We start from the raw sequence: 12688 nt of genomic DNA on the forward strand, positions 1-12688 counted from the left end.
GCAGCAGACCATGCGACACGCTTCAGGCTATGTTGAAAGCGGCTGGCACAAGGAAGTCCTTCCGCGCGCCATTCGGCCAGAGCGGCCGCACCCGCTCAGAACCCTAGTCTTTCTCACCTCAATCATCATTCTCAGCGCACTGATCGGGGTCAGTTCGGCTTACATTCTGATCGAACGCGAAGAACCGCTTGATTCAATTTCGGTCGGTGCGTGGAAAGCGTATCCCACAGCGGGCACCCCGGAGGCCGACCCCTATTCCGTCGCTATCTACACCCGTGGCGGCTACATCCCGCTCGCTTCCGGTGAAGGCTTGTCACTGACAGCCCGCACAGACAGCAGCGGACAAGCGCTCGACCCGGCCTGCAGCTACCGCATTGCCGGGCGCACCCCGACAGCCCGGCTTTGGACCCTGACGGCTGTTGACGGGCATGGCCGGCTTCAGCAAACGATGCCAGGACGCACTCATCTGGACAGCCAGAACCTTTTGCGGCGCGGCGATGGCTCGTTTGAAATCACAGCAAGCGCGCAGATCAAATCGGGCAACTGGCTCCCCCTGCCCACAAACCCAGCGCCGGGCAGCGGGCTTCGTTTCGTCCTGCGGCTTTATGATGCCCCGGTCACCACAGGAGCAGCACTCGACGGTGTGAGCGTTCCGGACATCGACAGGATCAGCTGCCCATGACCCTGTCGCCCCGCTTCACCCTGACTGCCGGTGCGCTGGCCGTGCTTTGCCTCGCAGCGATCATTCATATCCTTGTTGTGCTCACCATCCCGCAGAATGTGCAGCACAGCGCTTATGATGACGCCCTGACGTACGGCCCTGACAGGCAGTTCAACCTGTTGCCGGATGTCAGACCCGGGGAAGAAGCCCTACCCGGTCTTGATCCGGCCATGAAACATGCGATTTGCCGGTTCCAGCTATCGGCCGGCCCGGTCTTTTTCGATGCTGGAATTCCAGCATCTTTCTGGTCTATCGGAGTGTTCAATCAGGCAGGCGAGACGGTCTACAGCCTCAATAACCGCACCGCCGGCGCTGACAGGCTCTCCATGCTTCTGATCACATCAGAACAGCTGTCCATCCTGCGCCAGAACCCGCCAGCCAACTTAGAAGACCTGATTGTCATTGAAACAGAAACGATCAGCGGAATTGCCCTTCTGCGCGCCTACGTTTCCCATCCCACACAAGCCGAAACGATCGAAAACGCCATGAGCATCGCAAGCTGCGACGTTCTCGGTTGATCTGATTGGAGCGGTCAAAAGCTAAAGTCACAGTCGACGGCGAACGGTACCGGCAAGGCAGGCCAAGCCGCGTTATTTTTGCGGTGGCGGGCGCTCATTGCCCCAACCCTTGTAAATCCGTGAGCGGCGAACCGGCTCCTCAGTGCCATACCGGTTTTCAGTCTGGCATTCGGACTCGGCCAGAAGCACCTGTCCTTCCAGCTCCCGGATCGCGGTGTTGACCTTCCATTGCCGGTCACGGCTTGGCGTTTCGATCTCAAGGGCATCCAAAGCGTTTTTATAGGCCTTGATGCGGTAGCGCAGAGCCTGTCCCACCCACTTGATCATGACCCGGTTTTCCCAAACCCGGGCTTTTGCACCTTCATACATTTCTTCCGTCGTGAGCGGTTTGTTCTGAAGAACACGCAAGCGCTCATCGTCAGCCTTGCGCACTCTCAGAGCAACTTCACAAAACGGCATCACTAGATCCGCATCTCCGCTGGCATCAGATGCAATCTTGTCAAATCTTGCGTCTGAGGACCGGAATTTGTCTGACCGGAGATAATGATAATAAAGATCGGGTGGGATACGACCTTCCGTCTCGGGAATGACACGGGTTCGGGCGAGTTCGGCCATGGTGCCGCCGATCCAGTCTTTCGTCCATGGCGGACGGATCAGTGTCCAGCCACGGTCCCGCAGCAGCTTCTCATCGTTTGTGTAATTGAATTTGGAGACAGGGTCTTCGCGCATGCGCGCCGCGCCTTCGCCAATCGCCGGCATGACGCTATCGTGAATGACAGACGGCCTTGCGCGGTCGAAATCACCTGTTGGCCGAACACACCCGGCCAGAACCAACGCCAGTATGGAAACAGTTACGCCTGACCGAGCCAGAACGGAAATATAGGCGCGACAGCTCCCTTGTGCATGCACATGCCTTTTTCCAACCGCGTTGCTCGTGCCCATGGGGCGTTTCTCCAAACCGCATGCGTGATGCTTGTTGCCTGCAGCTGGAGTGGCTCGAACCGTCAGTCCTTGTCGGACCCAGCAGGTCCAGCAGCTTTTCCGATGGTCGCGATTCGTGCGGCAAGATCAAGGTCGTGGTGCTCGTAACGGACACCTGGGAAGAGGATAACTTGCCCAAACTCTTCCGGGTTCGTCGAACGTTGCGGTGTTGAACGGGGGTCAACGCGCGCTGTAGGGCGAGGTGCGGACGTGAAATCTAACAAAGTGCCCATCGTCTCCTCCTTCGGTTCTGGTTCCCGCTGGAGCGATGGGCAGCGGAAACGATCAACGGGCGACGCAATACTACCTGCAACTCAATTAAGACGGCGTTCAGGTTAACAAGATGCTAACGGTTTTGGTCCAACTTGAAGGAACGGTCGTGGACTTATCCGCCGTTAATTAGTGTTTTTAGTCAGGTGGGCTGCCCACCAGAAAACGGTTCGAACAAGCTGTGCAGACCTTAAATTCAACGATTAGAAAGCCCTCCTCTCAGCCATCGGACAGCGGGATCTTGCTCTCCGCGGTCGAGCTTTTTACAGGCAGAACCGGACATAACGCTGAAGAAACACGTGTTTTTCTGGAGCTGGCGAAAAACCTGTTACCGGCGACATCCGTTCGTGACCGGCGCCAGATCGCGAACATGCTGGTGACTTATCCGGAAGCACCGGATGCGCTCATCGACCTTCTGGCAAAAGACAAAGACGATCTTACCGCCTTCCCCATTTTGCGGCACAGCACCAAGGTTTCTGTGGACGTACTTGTGGAGATCGCCAAAGGAGGGTCCGAAGCTGCCCGCAAGGCGCTCGCCGGACGATCCCATCTACCGCGCCCGATTCTGGCCGCACTGTGTGAGACGGCCGATGCGCAGACCATTCGGCTGCTGATCGACCGGAAAGACCTGACGCTGGACCAACACCTGAATGAACGCTTGAGCAAGCGAGCCGACCTGATTGCCGAACTTGGTGAAGAGCTTTCCAAGCGTCAGGCGTTGAACACGGAAAATCTGATAAGTCAGTTTCTTGTATTGCCTGCTTCCTTGCGCGCAAAGGCGATCGCCGCAGCTGAAACGGTGAGCGTGATCAGATCCGCACAGGCCCCTGCGCATCCAAGCATTCCGGCAATAGACACGGCCCGCCTCCGCCTTCATGGCGCACTTTTGAAAGCTGCACTGCTTCAAAAGCGAAACCGCTTTACCGATAGCCTTGGCCAAGGACTGGGTTTACCAAGCTCGGTCAGTGACATGCTTTTGCAGGAGGGCCAGGGCGAGGCACTTGTCATTGCTCTCAAATCCCTGGACCTCGATCGGTCAAGGACAACAACGATCCTTGTCCGGCTGCTAGGTGAGGACATGGCCGTTGAAGAAATCCGGAAGCTCTTGTTCCTGCATCGAAATCTCAGCACAGGTGCCGCAAATGTGCTGACTAGTTCTTGGACTCTTATTGGCACCTCTGCGAATTCGGCAGAAATCGACGGCACCGGAGAAAAAACTCCGCGGCACGTTGGACAATTCGAGGACGCAAGCCGACCGTCCAGAGATGCCCGATCTCACCGTATCAGCAGCGGAACGACAAGCGCGCAGCGTGTGCGCCGGGGGATCGGCTAAGTTGGGCTAAGCGGATCTACAGCCGGAAGAAGTCATCGGCAGGGTTCCGCGATTGCTCAGGTTGCGCAGTAGGCAATTCCAAGTTTCCCGCCTCGGCCTCTATATCGACGACCCAGAAGTCCGGATCCATCCGGGCTTCGCTTTCCAACCATTTATCGACAGCCTCTCGCGCGGCCGCCTCTAACGTCTTTTCAAACAACCGGCCGCCGTCGCCTTGTCCGGCATCATCATCGAAAAACGACTGTGGTGCTGGCGAATACAAGTCGAAGGTGCCGTCGAGCCGGTCAACAACAATCAAAATCGCACCGGCTTCCGCATTGCCCTTTCGGGTGACGGCTGCAAATCCATTTTCAGAAAAAATCCGGCGCACCAGCGCACTGACGAAAAGCTCAGACGTGACGCGCATCCAACCCTTCCTGACTGACCACATACGCTTCTGAAAAGGCAGAGTGCCTATCCATCAAAGCGTTGACCGCTGACCATTTCGAGACGTTCGAGCGTTTGGGGATTGGCCTCCCCCGTGATTGGCAATCCACGATCGAGTTCAAACCGCTTCAAAGCAGCCGCCGTATTGGTGCCCATCAGTCCATCTACCGTCAACGGACCGTAGCCAAGTTCCGACAACGCATGCTGTATCTTCTTCAAACGTGGATCAGAATCGACCCCGGTTGCCGCCTCTTCCTGGGTGTTCTGCCGCTGTGTGCCGGACGTTACCGGTTTAGCTCTGGGGACTGGTGGCGCGTTGAGTGCCGCCGGATCGGTCCCATGAAGCCAGATCAAGGCGAGAAGGCTCTCGCTTGCTTCACCGGTCTCAACCCGCCCAGCTTTGCGTTCAAATGCGCGGATTGCACGTTCCGTGGCGGGACCATTGATCCCGTCCAATGGGCCTTCATAAAGACCCGCCTTTCGCAGGGAATTCTGCAGATCGAGGACGAGCGTCGAGATTTCCTGAACTGTGACACCGCCCTCCGCCTCTGCAAGAGGCTCAGGCGCGGTATCCGGCCAATCGCGCGTTGTGTAGTAAGGCGCTGGATGGCGGCCGGGTTGCAGCCCGAGGGCATTTGCCACGATCAAACAGGCGGTCAAGCCCATGACAACAGTCCCGCCGGCAGCGACAGGATTGTCCCGGGCGACATTGCCGGCCCGGCTCATCATGGTTTCCGGTGGCTCCGGCTTTTTGTTTTGTTTTTTTCGTTTTGCCATGCCCTGCCTATGCCGACTTCGCTCGTGCTGCCTGCGCAGGGATGTTCTGAATGGATACTTCTGGAGTGAACTCCGGCAATTGCTCAACGTTATCCGTGATCTCTACCGGTGCACCGCCGCCAGTTTCTGATGTCACTGGATCAATCGCCACAAGGACCGGCTGCGTTTCAGTTTGATCACGTGCACCTGCCCGAAACACCTGCGCCGGGATCAGTCTGACCGTCATAGCTGTAAAGTTCGGCGCGCCATTTTCTTCCATGTGTTCGTGAACCGTGCGCACCCGAAGAACCAGTTCGGAGGCAAGGCCATCATGCCGGGCTTCAGAAAGCCGGGTCAGGTAAACAGGCCGGTCAGTGACATGAAGCCGTGCAAAGATCCAATCGGGGCCGCTGGATGCGAATGCAGGCCCGAAAAGCCGGCGTGCAGGACCGCCAAGGAGACGCATGTCTCCATTCGACTGCACTTCGCAAACAACGCCCGATACCGCCTGCCCCATCATTTGGAAATCTTCGGTCGCACTTTTGATCAGCACCCTGGTTCGGCTCCGGTCTGAAATCAAACGACAGGCGAGCAGTCCTGCGTAAAGGATCGCGCCAAGCGTCGCGACGGGATCAAATGCTGCAGGCAAACTGAACCCAATGGAGCCTTGGACCGGCAAGAAAAACAGACCGGCATAAACTGCTGCGCAAAACCCGGTGGTGATCACCGCGGTACGTCTTTGACCGGCAAAAGCAGCTTCAACACAGGGAATGAGCAACCAGATGACAGCAAAGGACTGGGCTCCGCCGGTCATTGCGCAAATCACGCCCGTGAAGGCCGCTAAAAGAACCGAAGAGATGGTTATGGCGCGTTCCAGATTACCGGACCGGGACAGGTACAACGCCAATGGCCATTGGCCCAACATCCAGGCCAGCATCAGTACCGCTGCAGAGTGCGGTGCGCCCGCCAGGGCAAGATGCAGCGGCAACACGAAAAGTGCCACCGCACCAGAAAAAAAGCAGCCAACCAGGAATGATCTGTGCAGTGGCCCGGCCAAAGGATCCGAGACAGCGTCGGGGTGAATCATCCCGTTAATGTGGCTCGCCCAAGTCGTCCAGGCGTTTTGCAGATATTTCAGATGGTTACTCACAATACACTACCGATACGCGCGCGAGAATCGGGCCTCGCCAACCTGTTGGTGTTATTTTCGCCCGCACCGCTTAAGGAACGTTAAAGGATAAATCTCTTTTCTCTTAAAAACGCACTTTTCTCTTTGTTTTCAGTCCGTTGCTCGAAGTTCATTCAAATTTGAATCAAATTCTCGGAAAGTTCGACTTAAATGCATGTTTTATTTTATGAAAATTGCATCCGTCAGCTCAACCGGGTGTTCTGAAGTCAGTGCTATAACGGCCCCATAACGAGTGCGCCACCAACAAAAACGGCGCACCTGACATGTAAAGAACTATGGGTAGCAGCAATGTTCTTTCTCTTGAGAACCGCCTTCTGGCTGACTTTGGTTTTGGTCCTTATCCCGATCGGGTCTGAGACCGAAAGCACTCCAGTAGAACCAATCAATCCGGTTTCGGCATTTATCGCCGCGCAGGCAACCATGTCTGATATTGGCGGATTTTGTGATCGCAATCCGCAGGCATGCGAAACCGGCGGAAATGCTCTGACAGCGATCGGCAGCCGCGCTCGTGACGGCGCCCGAATTGTCTATGAGTATCTGGACACACAAATCGCTGACGCTGATCCGTCCGAAACTGTGATCACCGGGTCCACAAACGTCCAGCCGACTTCTGATCAAACCAGCACCGCTGGTGCACAGACTGCCGATGGTGTGACCGAAACCACTCAGATCCAGGAATCTGATATTGGGCCAACGCCCAGGCCCAAACCCCGCTCAGGTCATAAGACCTGAGTTAAAACCGTTCCCAGATCCTGAGACCTTCAGGACCAAATGAACGGTTGATTGCGCCCCGCGAAGGCAATGCAAATTCGTTGCATTGCATCAGACGGCTTCACTTCAGCGGTTTTTCCGCTACGCCGCAGACGAACAGCTGCCCATTTCGTCTGCGGCGTTTCTTTGTTTTCACGCGCTCTACAAACATCCGATCCCAATAAAACCCCGACGCCAGGATAGGCAGATTGGGTTCTGCGAGCTATATGGAGCTCAAAGCGACCACAAAAGACGGATGCCATGACAACGACACTCGATGACATTCTGGAAACATTCGAGTTTCTGGATGATTGGGAAGACCGCTACAAATACCTCATCGATCTGGGCAAGGATCTTCCGCCGCTGACCGATGCCGAGCGCAGCGAAGAACATAAGGTCCGCGGCTGTGTTTCGCAGGTCTGGCTGATCACGGAGATCGAAAAGAACGCTGAAAGCGCTCCGGTGCTGACGTTCCGCGGTGACAGCGATGCCCTCATTGTACAAGGACTTGTAGCGATCGTAACAGCAGTCTTTTCCGGCAAGACCGCTGAGGACATTCTGAAAACCGACGTTGAAGGCGTTTTCAATCAACTCGATCTGCAGGAGCATCTCACTCCACAACGTTCGAATGGCCTCAGGTCCATGGTTGGCCGGATTCGGACCGACGCAGAAGCTGCCTTGGCCGCAGCCTAAGTTCGTGTCGTCATCCGCGCTCTCACGGTACGGATGACCAGCCTCGAACGCCAGACGGCCGTGACGGGGCTTGCGTACGCTCTTCATAGCGGTCTGCCAAAGCGGACAACCCAATTTGCAGGATGATTTTCGCGCACCTTGCCGGCCATCCGCGCTCGGCTTCGACTTTTTCAAGACCCTTCAGATGACAACACACGTCGACCAGGACACTCGCCAGAACCGGCTCCAGGCTCCCAAGAACAGTTTCCACACGCTGGCGTGCGGACAGCACATCGTCATTCAAGTCTTTTAGGCCACTCCCTCTAGAGCTTGTGGTGAGCCGCTCGGTGCGCCAGCCCTGCCCGACCGTTGGCATCATCGACGCGAAGGTAAAGTCGGCGCGCAACCGTTCCCCGGCCCGGACCTCTTCCGGCTTTAAGAGCGGCTGGCCATTCTTCTTCTTTCGTGCCGCCAAACGGGCGAGCGGACTTTCCGAAAGATTGACCTTTGTAGTTGTTGGTCGCTTTCCAATTTCATTGGCCACATCACCATCACAGGGCACAGATCGTATTTCGCGATGTTGATCGGCTATGTCCGCAGATCCACTCAAGGCGCGACGGAGCGCTGCACGCCCCTCCGGACTGATCCGGCAGATGCTCTGTTCCACTCTTTTCAGAACGCCGGCCGAAAGTGCCTCTTCTATCAGTTGATCGCTCCAACATGTTGATCTCTTTTTGGAATCGCGGACCAATTTCCATTGTGACTGCCGGCTGGAACAGTCCCGGACAATCTCCGATCCATTGAACGACAAACAGCGCAAAAGACGAACTCGCGCGCGCCGGTCGGCACTGTTGGCTGAAAGGAATGTCATTGCGCCCCCCAGATACTGGCTCCGAAAAGCGGATCGCGGCGCAATGTGATCAGTGCCTCGATCTCACTGACCAACTCATCAAAAAAGGGATCTTCCCTCATGATCTCTATTTTCTTGCAGGCGTGGGAAGCTGTGGAACGATCTCTGAAATAGCGGCGCCCAACCATCGCAAGAGACAAACCGAACTCAACATGCGCGAGATACATCATCAGTTGCCGCGCACCCGAAACATGCTTGGGACCGCGATTGTGGGTAAAAAAATCCATGGGTTTGATGCAGAACGCGCGGGATACATACCCCTCAGCAAGATGCAAATGGGCCTCCAGCCTGTTCTCCTCTAGCAAGCAAAGTGGTTTTGCTCGCAAAGGTCTGTAGTGGTCGTGTATTGCCCCTCCCCTATCATTGAACATATTCGCACCTCCTGTCGTGAACATTAGGAAATATTCGCCCGCACTACCGAGATAGGCTTATATTCCTACAGTCTAGACTCACAATTCAGAGGCGTGGATAAGTTCATATACAACCTTAATGCAAGATAGAAATCTGCGACCGAGAGGCCGAGTGAACCCGCTGTCGGGCATGCTGGAACTCAAGACATCTGGTCTCGGCGGCCGGTCAGACACAAAAAAGGCCGCTCAAAAGCGGCCTTTCGGTTATCCGGTTTGTAGACGGATCAGTTACTTAGCGCGCTTGCGCTGTTGGCCGAGGCCCATCTTCTTCGCAAGTTCAGACCGCGCGGCAGCGTAGTTCGGAGCGACCATCGGATAGTCCGGCGCCAGATCCCACTTCTCGCGATACTCTTCCGGCGTCATGTTGTAATGGGTGCGCAGATGACGCTTGAGCGACTTGAACTTCTTGCCGTCTTCAAGACAGATGATGAAATCTGGCATGACGGACTTCTTCACAGGCACTGCGGGCTTAAGCGGCTCTGGCTCCGGCTCGTTTGAGGCTGCTGCTGTTTTCTGAAGCGCGCCATACACTTCGTTGATCAGGCCCGGAAGTTCTGTGGAAGCAACGGTATTGTTGCTGACATATGCTGAAACAATATCTGCAGTAAGGTCAATCAAATTGGCTTCAACCAGATTATCAGTCATCTCACACCTGTTCTCTACTGAAATTCAAAACTGCGGCTATGATTACCTGCAAGTCCAAACTCCGTAAGCAAACATAAGAATAGGGATACTTACAATGGCGAGAATCGACAAAGACTCTACTTTGCAGGCGTTGTTGACAGCCTTATATAGACCAAGGCTTGCACAGACAAGCCCCGCTCTCAAATAAAAGTCTAATGGATGCAATAAAAAACTAGGTCTCGGAAATAATGATCATTCTACGGATCATTGATCCACACCTAATCAAAAGTATTACCGCAAGGTCATGACTGCTGCGCTTCGGCAGTCACAACCGGTTTCAAATCAGTCTTTTTGCGGAAAAACCTCGGCCATGGCGTCTTCTTTCGTATCCGCGCAAGGACGGTATCCGGCTTCATAGGCAGCCTTAGCAAGCAGATGCGCCGAAATCGGGGCAGTCAAAAGAAAGAATATGACACCGGCCAGAGCTCGTGTTGCAACGGCCAAGTCCGCTGCGTAGACCGCAAGAGCGATGAGCATCAGACCTGAGCCCAGCGTTCCAGCTTTTGAAGCCGCATGCGTGCGCATGTAAACGTCTTTCAACCGGACAATGCCAATGGAAGCAACCAGAGCAAACAAGGCGCCGATGACGAGCATGGTCCCGGCGAGGATCGTAACAACCGCGCTCATTGGCCTGCCTCCCGCCGCTTAATACTATCTTTGACCTCATCCATGATCGTGGCATCCCCTGCCGCACCCCGGTTCAAGATGAAGCGGGCGAAGGCAACGGTTGCGAGAAACCCGACCAGGCCAAGTGTGATTGCGATATCGATATAAAGGTAATAGCCGGTCAGAAGGCCGACCGCAGCAATGAACCCAATGCCAACCGCGACCAGCATATCAAGGGCAACCACGCGATCCGGCAAGCTTGGCCCCTTCACGATCCGGTACACAATGATCAGGAATGAGATGCTAAGGATCCCGAGCGATGCCTTAACGGCCCAGGCGAGATACGCATCTGCAAAAGCGTCGAGAGCGCTCATCTGAACACCTCCAGGATCTTGCGTTCAAAGCCGTTCTTGATGTCGTCAATCGTGGCTTGCGGATCCGGCACATCGATACAATGAACATAAAGCGTCTTGCGGTCTGCAGAGACATCCACCGACAGAGTACCTGGCGTCAGGGTGATCAGATTCGCCAGCATGGTGATTTCAAAATCACGGTCCACCGTCAATGGATAGGCAATAAAACCGGGCTGCAGCTCGATCTTCGGACGCACAACGATGGTCGCCACCCGCCAGGCGGACAATACCAACTCGTAAACGAAGGTTGCCGCCAGATTGAATGCCTTGCCAACACGGCTGAAATAGGCCGTGGTCCCGACCTGTTCACGGATCAGGTAGAGAGCAGCTGTTCCAAGCACGAAGCCAAGGGCCAGATTGATCTCGCTGAAACTCCCCGTCACAGCCGCCCAAGCCAGCGCCATGAGGATATTGATCAAGAATAGGCTTGTCATCACAGCCCCCCGAATACAGAGCGCAGGTAGCCGCGCGGTTCGACCAGACCAACAGCTCCGCGTGTTGAGAGTTCAAGCATCCACTCCGGTTGCAAACCGAAATAGACAATCATTGCCGTTAAGATGCCAAGCGGAAGCCAAACGGCTGGCCCCGCCAGTCCGGCAGCCCCTCCGCCAGCAACTGCGGCGGCCGCCCCCGGCCCCACACTCTCGCCGTCGGGCGTCCCTTCCGGTCCGCCTCGCCAGAACGCGTAGATCCACACACGGCCCATCGCGATGGTCGTCAAGAAGCCACTGAGCAGAATGGCGGCACCAAGCAAGGCCCTGCCATCGGCGAACGCAGCATCGACCAACAAGACCTTCGGCCAGAAGCCAGAGAAGGGCGGCAGTCCCGAAACAGCGAAGGCAAGCACCAGGAAAACGGCCGCAAAGGCAACGTTCCTTTGATAGAGCCCACCCAGCTGACGTAGATCGTAGGTGCCCGACATCATGTTCACGATCCCGCTGGCCATATACAACGCTGTCATCACGATGATCGAATGAACCGCGTAGAAGATCGCTCCCGACAGCGCGAGGGTGGTCCCCACTGCAATGCCCGCCAGCATGGAGCCAATCCCGGCAATCACAAGATAACCGAGCAAACGTCGGAGCTCACTTTGCGCCAAGGCGCCGAAAGCGCCGGTCATGAGAGTGAGGATCGCCACCAGGGCAAAGAGGTCTGCGAGTGCTTCGCGGGATCCCGGCATGATCAGCACGAATATCCGCAACAGCGCATAGACACCAACCTTGGTCAGAAGCCCGGCAAACACTGCAGACACTACAATGTTTGGCGTGTGATAGGACGCGGGGAGCCAGAAGTTGACCGGGAAAGCCGCCGCCTTCATTGCAAACGCCAGGAAATAAAGCACCGCGATGGTGAGAAGCGTTCCGGACGCCGGGCTGTCGAGCTCAGACATCTTGATCGCAATGTCCGCCATGTTCAGCGTGCCGAACACGCCGTAAATCATGCCGGTTCCGATCAGGAAAAAGTTCGTGCCAATGAGATTCAAAACGCCGTATTTGACGGCGCCGTCCAACTGGGGCTTTTCATTGCCGAGAACCAACATGCCGTAGGACGAGATCAGCAATACTTCGAACCAAACATAGAGGTTGAAGATGTCCCCGGTCAAAAACGCGCCGCACACCCCGGCCATTAGCAAGACAAGAAACGGATAAAACCCGTATCTGCGCCCCGTAGCCCCAACGGTCACAATTCCATAAAGACCGGCGCAAAACGCAACAATCGAAGCAATCAGCGACAGCGTGGCGCCAAGCGCATCAACGGTGAAGGCAATCCCGAACGGCGGCAACCAGCCACCCATCACCATGGTGATGACACCGTGATCCAAAACACGGATCAAGAGCCCGAAGTTAACCAGAACGAGAAGCGCCAGGAAAAGCATCGCCAGTTTCGGTTGGGCGTCTGTGTTCTTGCGCATCATCAGGCATACGGCACCGCCGATCAGCGAAACCAGAACCGGCGCAACGATCAACCAGTCCGCGGCCGCCACCGGCTCCAGGTTCATGGCTGCGGAATAGTCGACTTTTTCAGAAGAATAAGTGCTGGCCATGTCAG

Annotated in this window: 17 protein-coding genes; 5 read left to right on the forward strand and 12 right to left on the reverse strand. The window is 55.8% G+C overall.

What is annotated here, in order from left to right:
- The first annotated feature begins 10 nt into the window (after positions 1-10).
- On the forward strand, positions 11-682 hold the full coding sequence (locus tag ACVDG4_RS11350) for a DUF1214 domain-containing protein (protein ID WP_447235161.1): 672 nt from the start codon (positions 11-13) through the stop codon (positions 680-682).
- Positions 679-1239, forward strand: coding sequence for a DUF1254 domain-containing protein (locus ACVDG4_RS11355; RefSeq protein ID WP_447235162.1), 561 nt, complete (start codon positions 679-681; stop codon positions 1237-1239). The genes ACVDG4_RS11350 and ACVDG4_RS11355 overlap by 4 nt, the downstream gene beginning before the upstream one ends.
- 72 nt (positions 1240-1311) lie before the next feature.
- Here the strand turns inward: ACVDG4_RS11355 and ACVDG4_RS11360 are convergent, their stop codons facing one another.
- On the reverse strand, positions 1312-2181 hold the full coding sequence (locus tag ACVDG4_RS11360; protein WP_447235163.1) for a hypothetical protein: 870 nt from the start codon (positions 2179-2181) through the stop codon (positions 1312-1314).
- Between the two features lie 62 nt (positions 2182-2243).
- Positions 2244-2453: a hypothetical protein gene (locus tag ACVDG4_RS11365; protein WP_447235164.1), complete on the reverse strand. Its 210-nt coding sequence runs from the start codon at positions 2451-2453 to the stop codon at positions 2244-2246.
- Positions 2454-2731: 278 nt separating this feature from the next.
- Here ACVDG4_RS11365 and ACVDG4_RS11370 point away from each other — a divergent pair, with 278 nt between their 5' ends.
- On the forward strand, positions 2732-3823 hold the full coding sequence (locus ACVDG4_RS11370; protein ID WP_447235165.1) for a DUF2336 domain-containing protein: 1092 nt from the start codon (positions 2732-2734) through the stop codon (positions 3821-3823).
- A 16-nt stretch (positions 3824-3839) separates the two neighbouring features.
- On the opposite strand, the gene ACVDG4_RS11375 is transcribed toward ACVDG4_RS11370, so the two are convergent.
- From ACVDG4_RS11375 to ACVDG4_RS11385, 3 genes are read right to left on the reverse strand one after another with little or no spacing between them, the layout of a single operon-like run.
- Positions 3840-4229 carry a DUF1491 family protein gene (locus ACVDG4_RS11375; RefSeq protein WP_447235166.1) on the reverse strand — a complete coding sequence of 130 codons (390 nt, stop codon included), beginning with the start codon at positions 4227-4229 and terminating at the stop codon, positions 3840-3842.
- 47 nt (positions 4230-4276) lie between these two features.
- Positions 4277-5026 (reverse strand): peptidoglycan-binding domain-containing protein, encoded by a 750-nt coding sequence (locus ACVDG4_RS11380; RefSeq protein ID WP_447235167.1) that lies wholly within the window; start codon positions 5024-5026, stop codon positions 4277-4279.
- 7 nt (positions 5027-5033) lie between these two features.
- Positions 5034-5996, reverse strand: coding sequence for a hypothetical protein (locus tag ACVDG4_RS11385; RefSeq protein ID WP_447235168.1), 963 nt, complete (start codon positions 5994-5996; stop codon positions 5034-5036).
- 486 nt (positions 5997-6482) lie between these two features.
- Between ACVDG4_RS11385 and ACVDG4_RS11390 the strand changes: the two genes are divergently transcribed.
- On the forward strand, positions 6483-6926 hold the full coding sequence (locus tag ACVDG4_RS11390) for a DUF5330 domain-containing protein (protein ID WP_420340469.1): 444 nt from the start codon (positions 6483-6485) through the stop codon (positions 6924-6926).
- A 279-nt stretch (positions 6927-7205) separates the two neighbouring features.
- Positions 7206-7637, forward strand: a complete 432-nt coding sequence (locus tag ACVDG4_RS11395) for a SufE family protein (protein WP_447235169.1) — start codon at positions 7206-7208, stop codon at positions 7635-7637.
- Positions 7638-7659: 22 nt separating this feature from the next.
- On the opposite strand, the gene ACVDG4_RS11400 is transcribed toward ACVDG4_RS11395, so the two are convergent.
- The 7 genes from ACVDG4_RS11400 to ACVDG4_RS11430 form a co-directional block, all read right to left on the reverse strand.
- A complete protein-coding gene (locus tag ACVDG4_RS11400; protein ID WP_447235170.1) occupies positions 7660-8283 on the reverse strand; it encodes a DUF6456 domain-containing protein in 624 nt (207 codons plus the stop codon).
- A 200-nt stretch (positions 8284-8483) separates the two neighbouring features.
- The gene (locus ACVDG4_RS11405; protein WP_209178488.1) at positions 8484-8897 is read right to left on the reverse strand and encodes a helix-turn-helix domain-containing protein; all 414 of its coding nucleotides are present in this window, start codon (positions 8895-8897) and stop codon (positions 8484-8486) included.
- A gap of 267 nt (positions 8898-9164) precedes the next feature.
- The gene (locus ACVDG4_RS11410; protein WP_008190661.1) at positions 9165-9581 is read right to left on the reverse strand and encodes a Ros/MucR family transcriptional regulator; all 417 of its coding nucleotides are present in this window, start codon (positions 9579-9581) and stop codon (positions 9165-9167) included.
- A 321-nt stretch (positions 9582-9902) separates the two neighbouring features.
- On the reverse strand, positions 9903-10247 hold the full coding sequence (gene mnhG / locus ACVDG4_RS11415) for a monovalent cation/H(+) antiporter subunit G (protein ID WP_008192167.1): 345 nt from the start codon (positions 10245-10247) through the stop codon (positions 9903-9905).
- Entirely contained in the window at positions 10244-10600 is a 357-nt protein-coding gene (locus tag ACVDG4_RS11420) for a cation:proton antiporter (RefSeq protein WP_447235171.1), read from the reverse strand. Before ACVDG4_RS11420 ends, mnhG begins: the two co-directional genes overlap by 4 nt.
- The gene (locus tag ACVDG4_RS11425) at positions 10597-11073 is read right to left on the reverse strand and encodes a Na+/H+ antiporter subunit E (protein ID WP_040450782.1); all 477 of its coding nucleotides are present in this window, start codon (positions 11071-11073) and stop codon (positions 10597-10599) included. Before ACVDG4_RS11425 ends, ACVDG4_RS11420 begins: the two co-directional genes overlap by 4 nt.
- Positions 11073-12683, reverse strand: coding sequence for a Na+/H+ antiporter subunit D (locus ACVDG4_RS11430; RefSeq protein WP_447235172.1), 1611 nt, complete (start codon positions 12681-12683; stop codon positions 11073-11075). Before ACVDG4_RS11430 ends, ACVDG4_RS11425 begins: the two co-directional genes overlap by 1 nt.
- Positions 12684-12688: the final 5 nt, after the last annotated feature.

It is taken from the genome of Roseibium sp. MB-4, assembly GCF_053005265.1.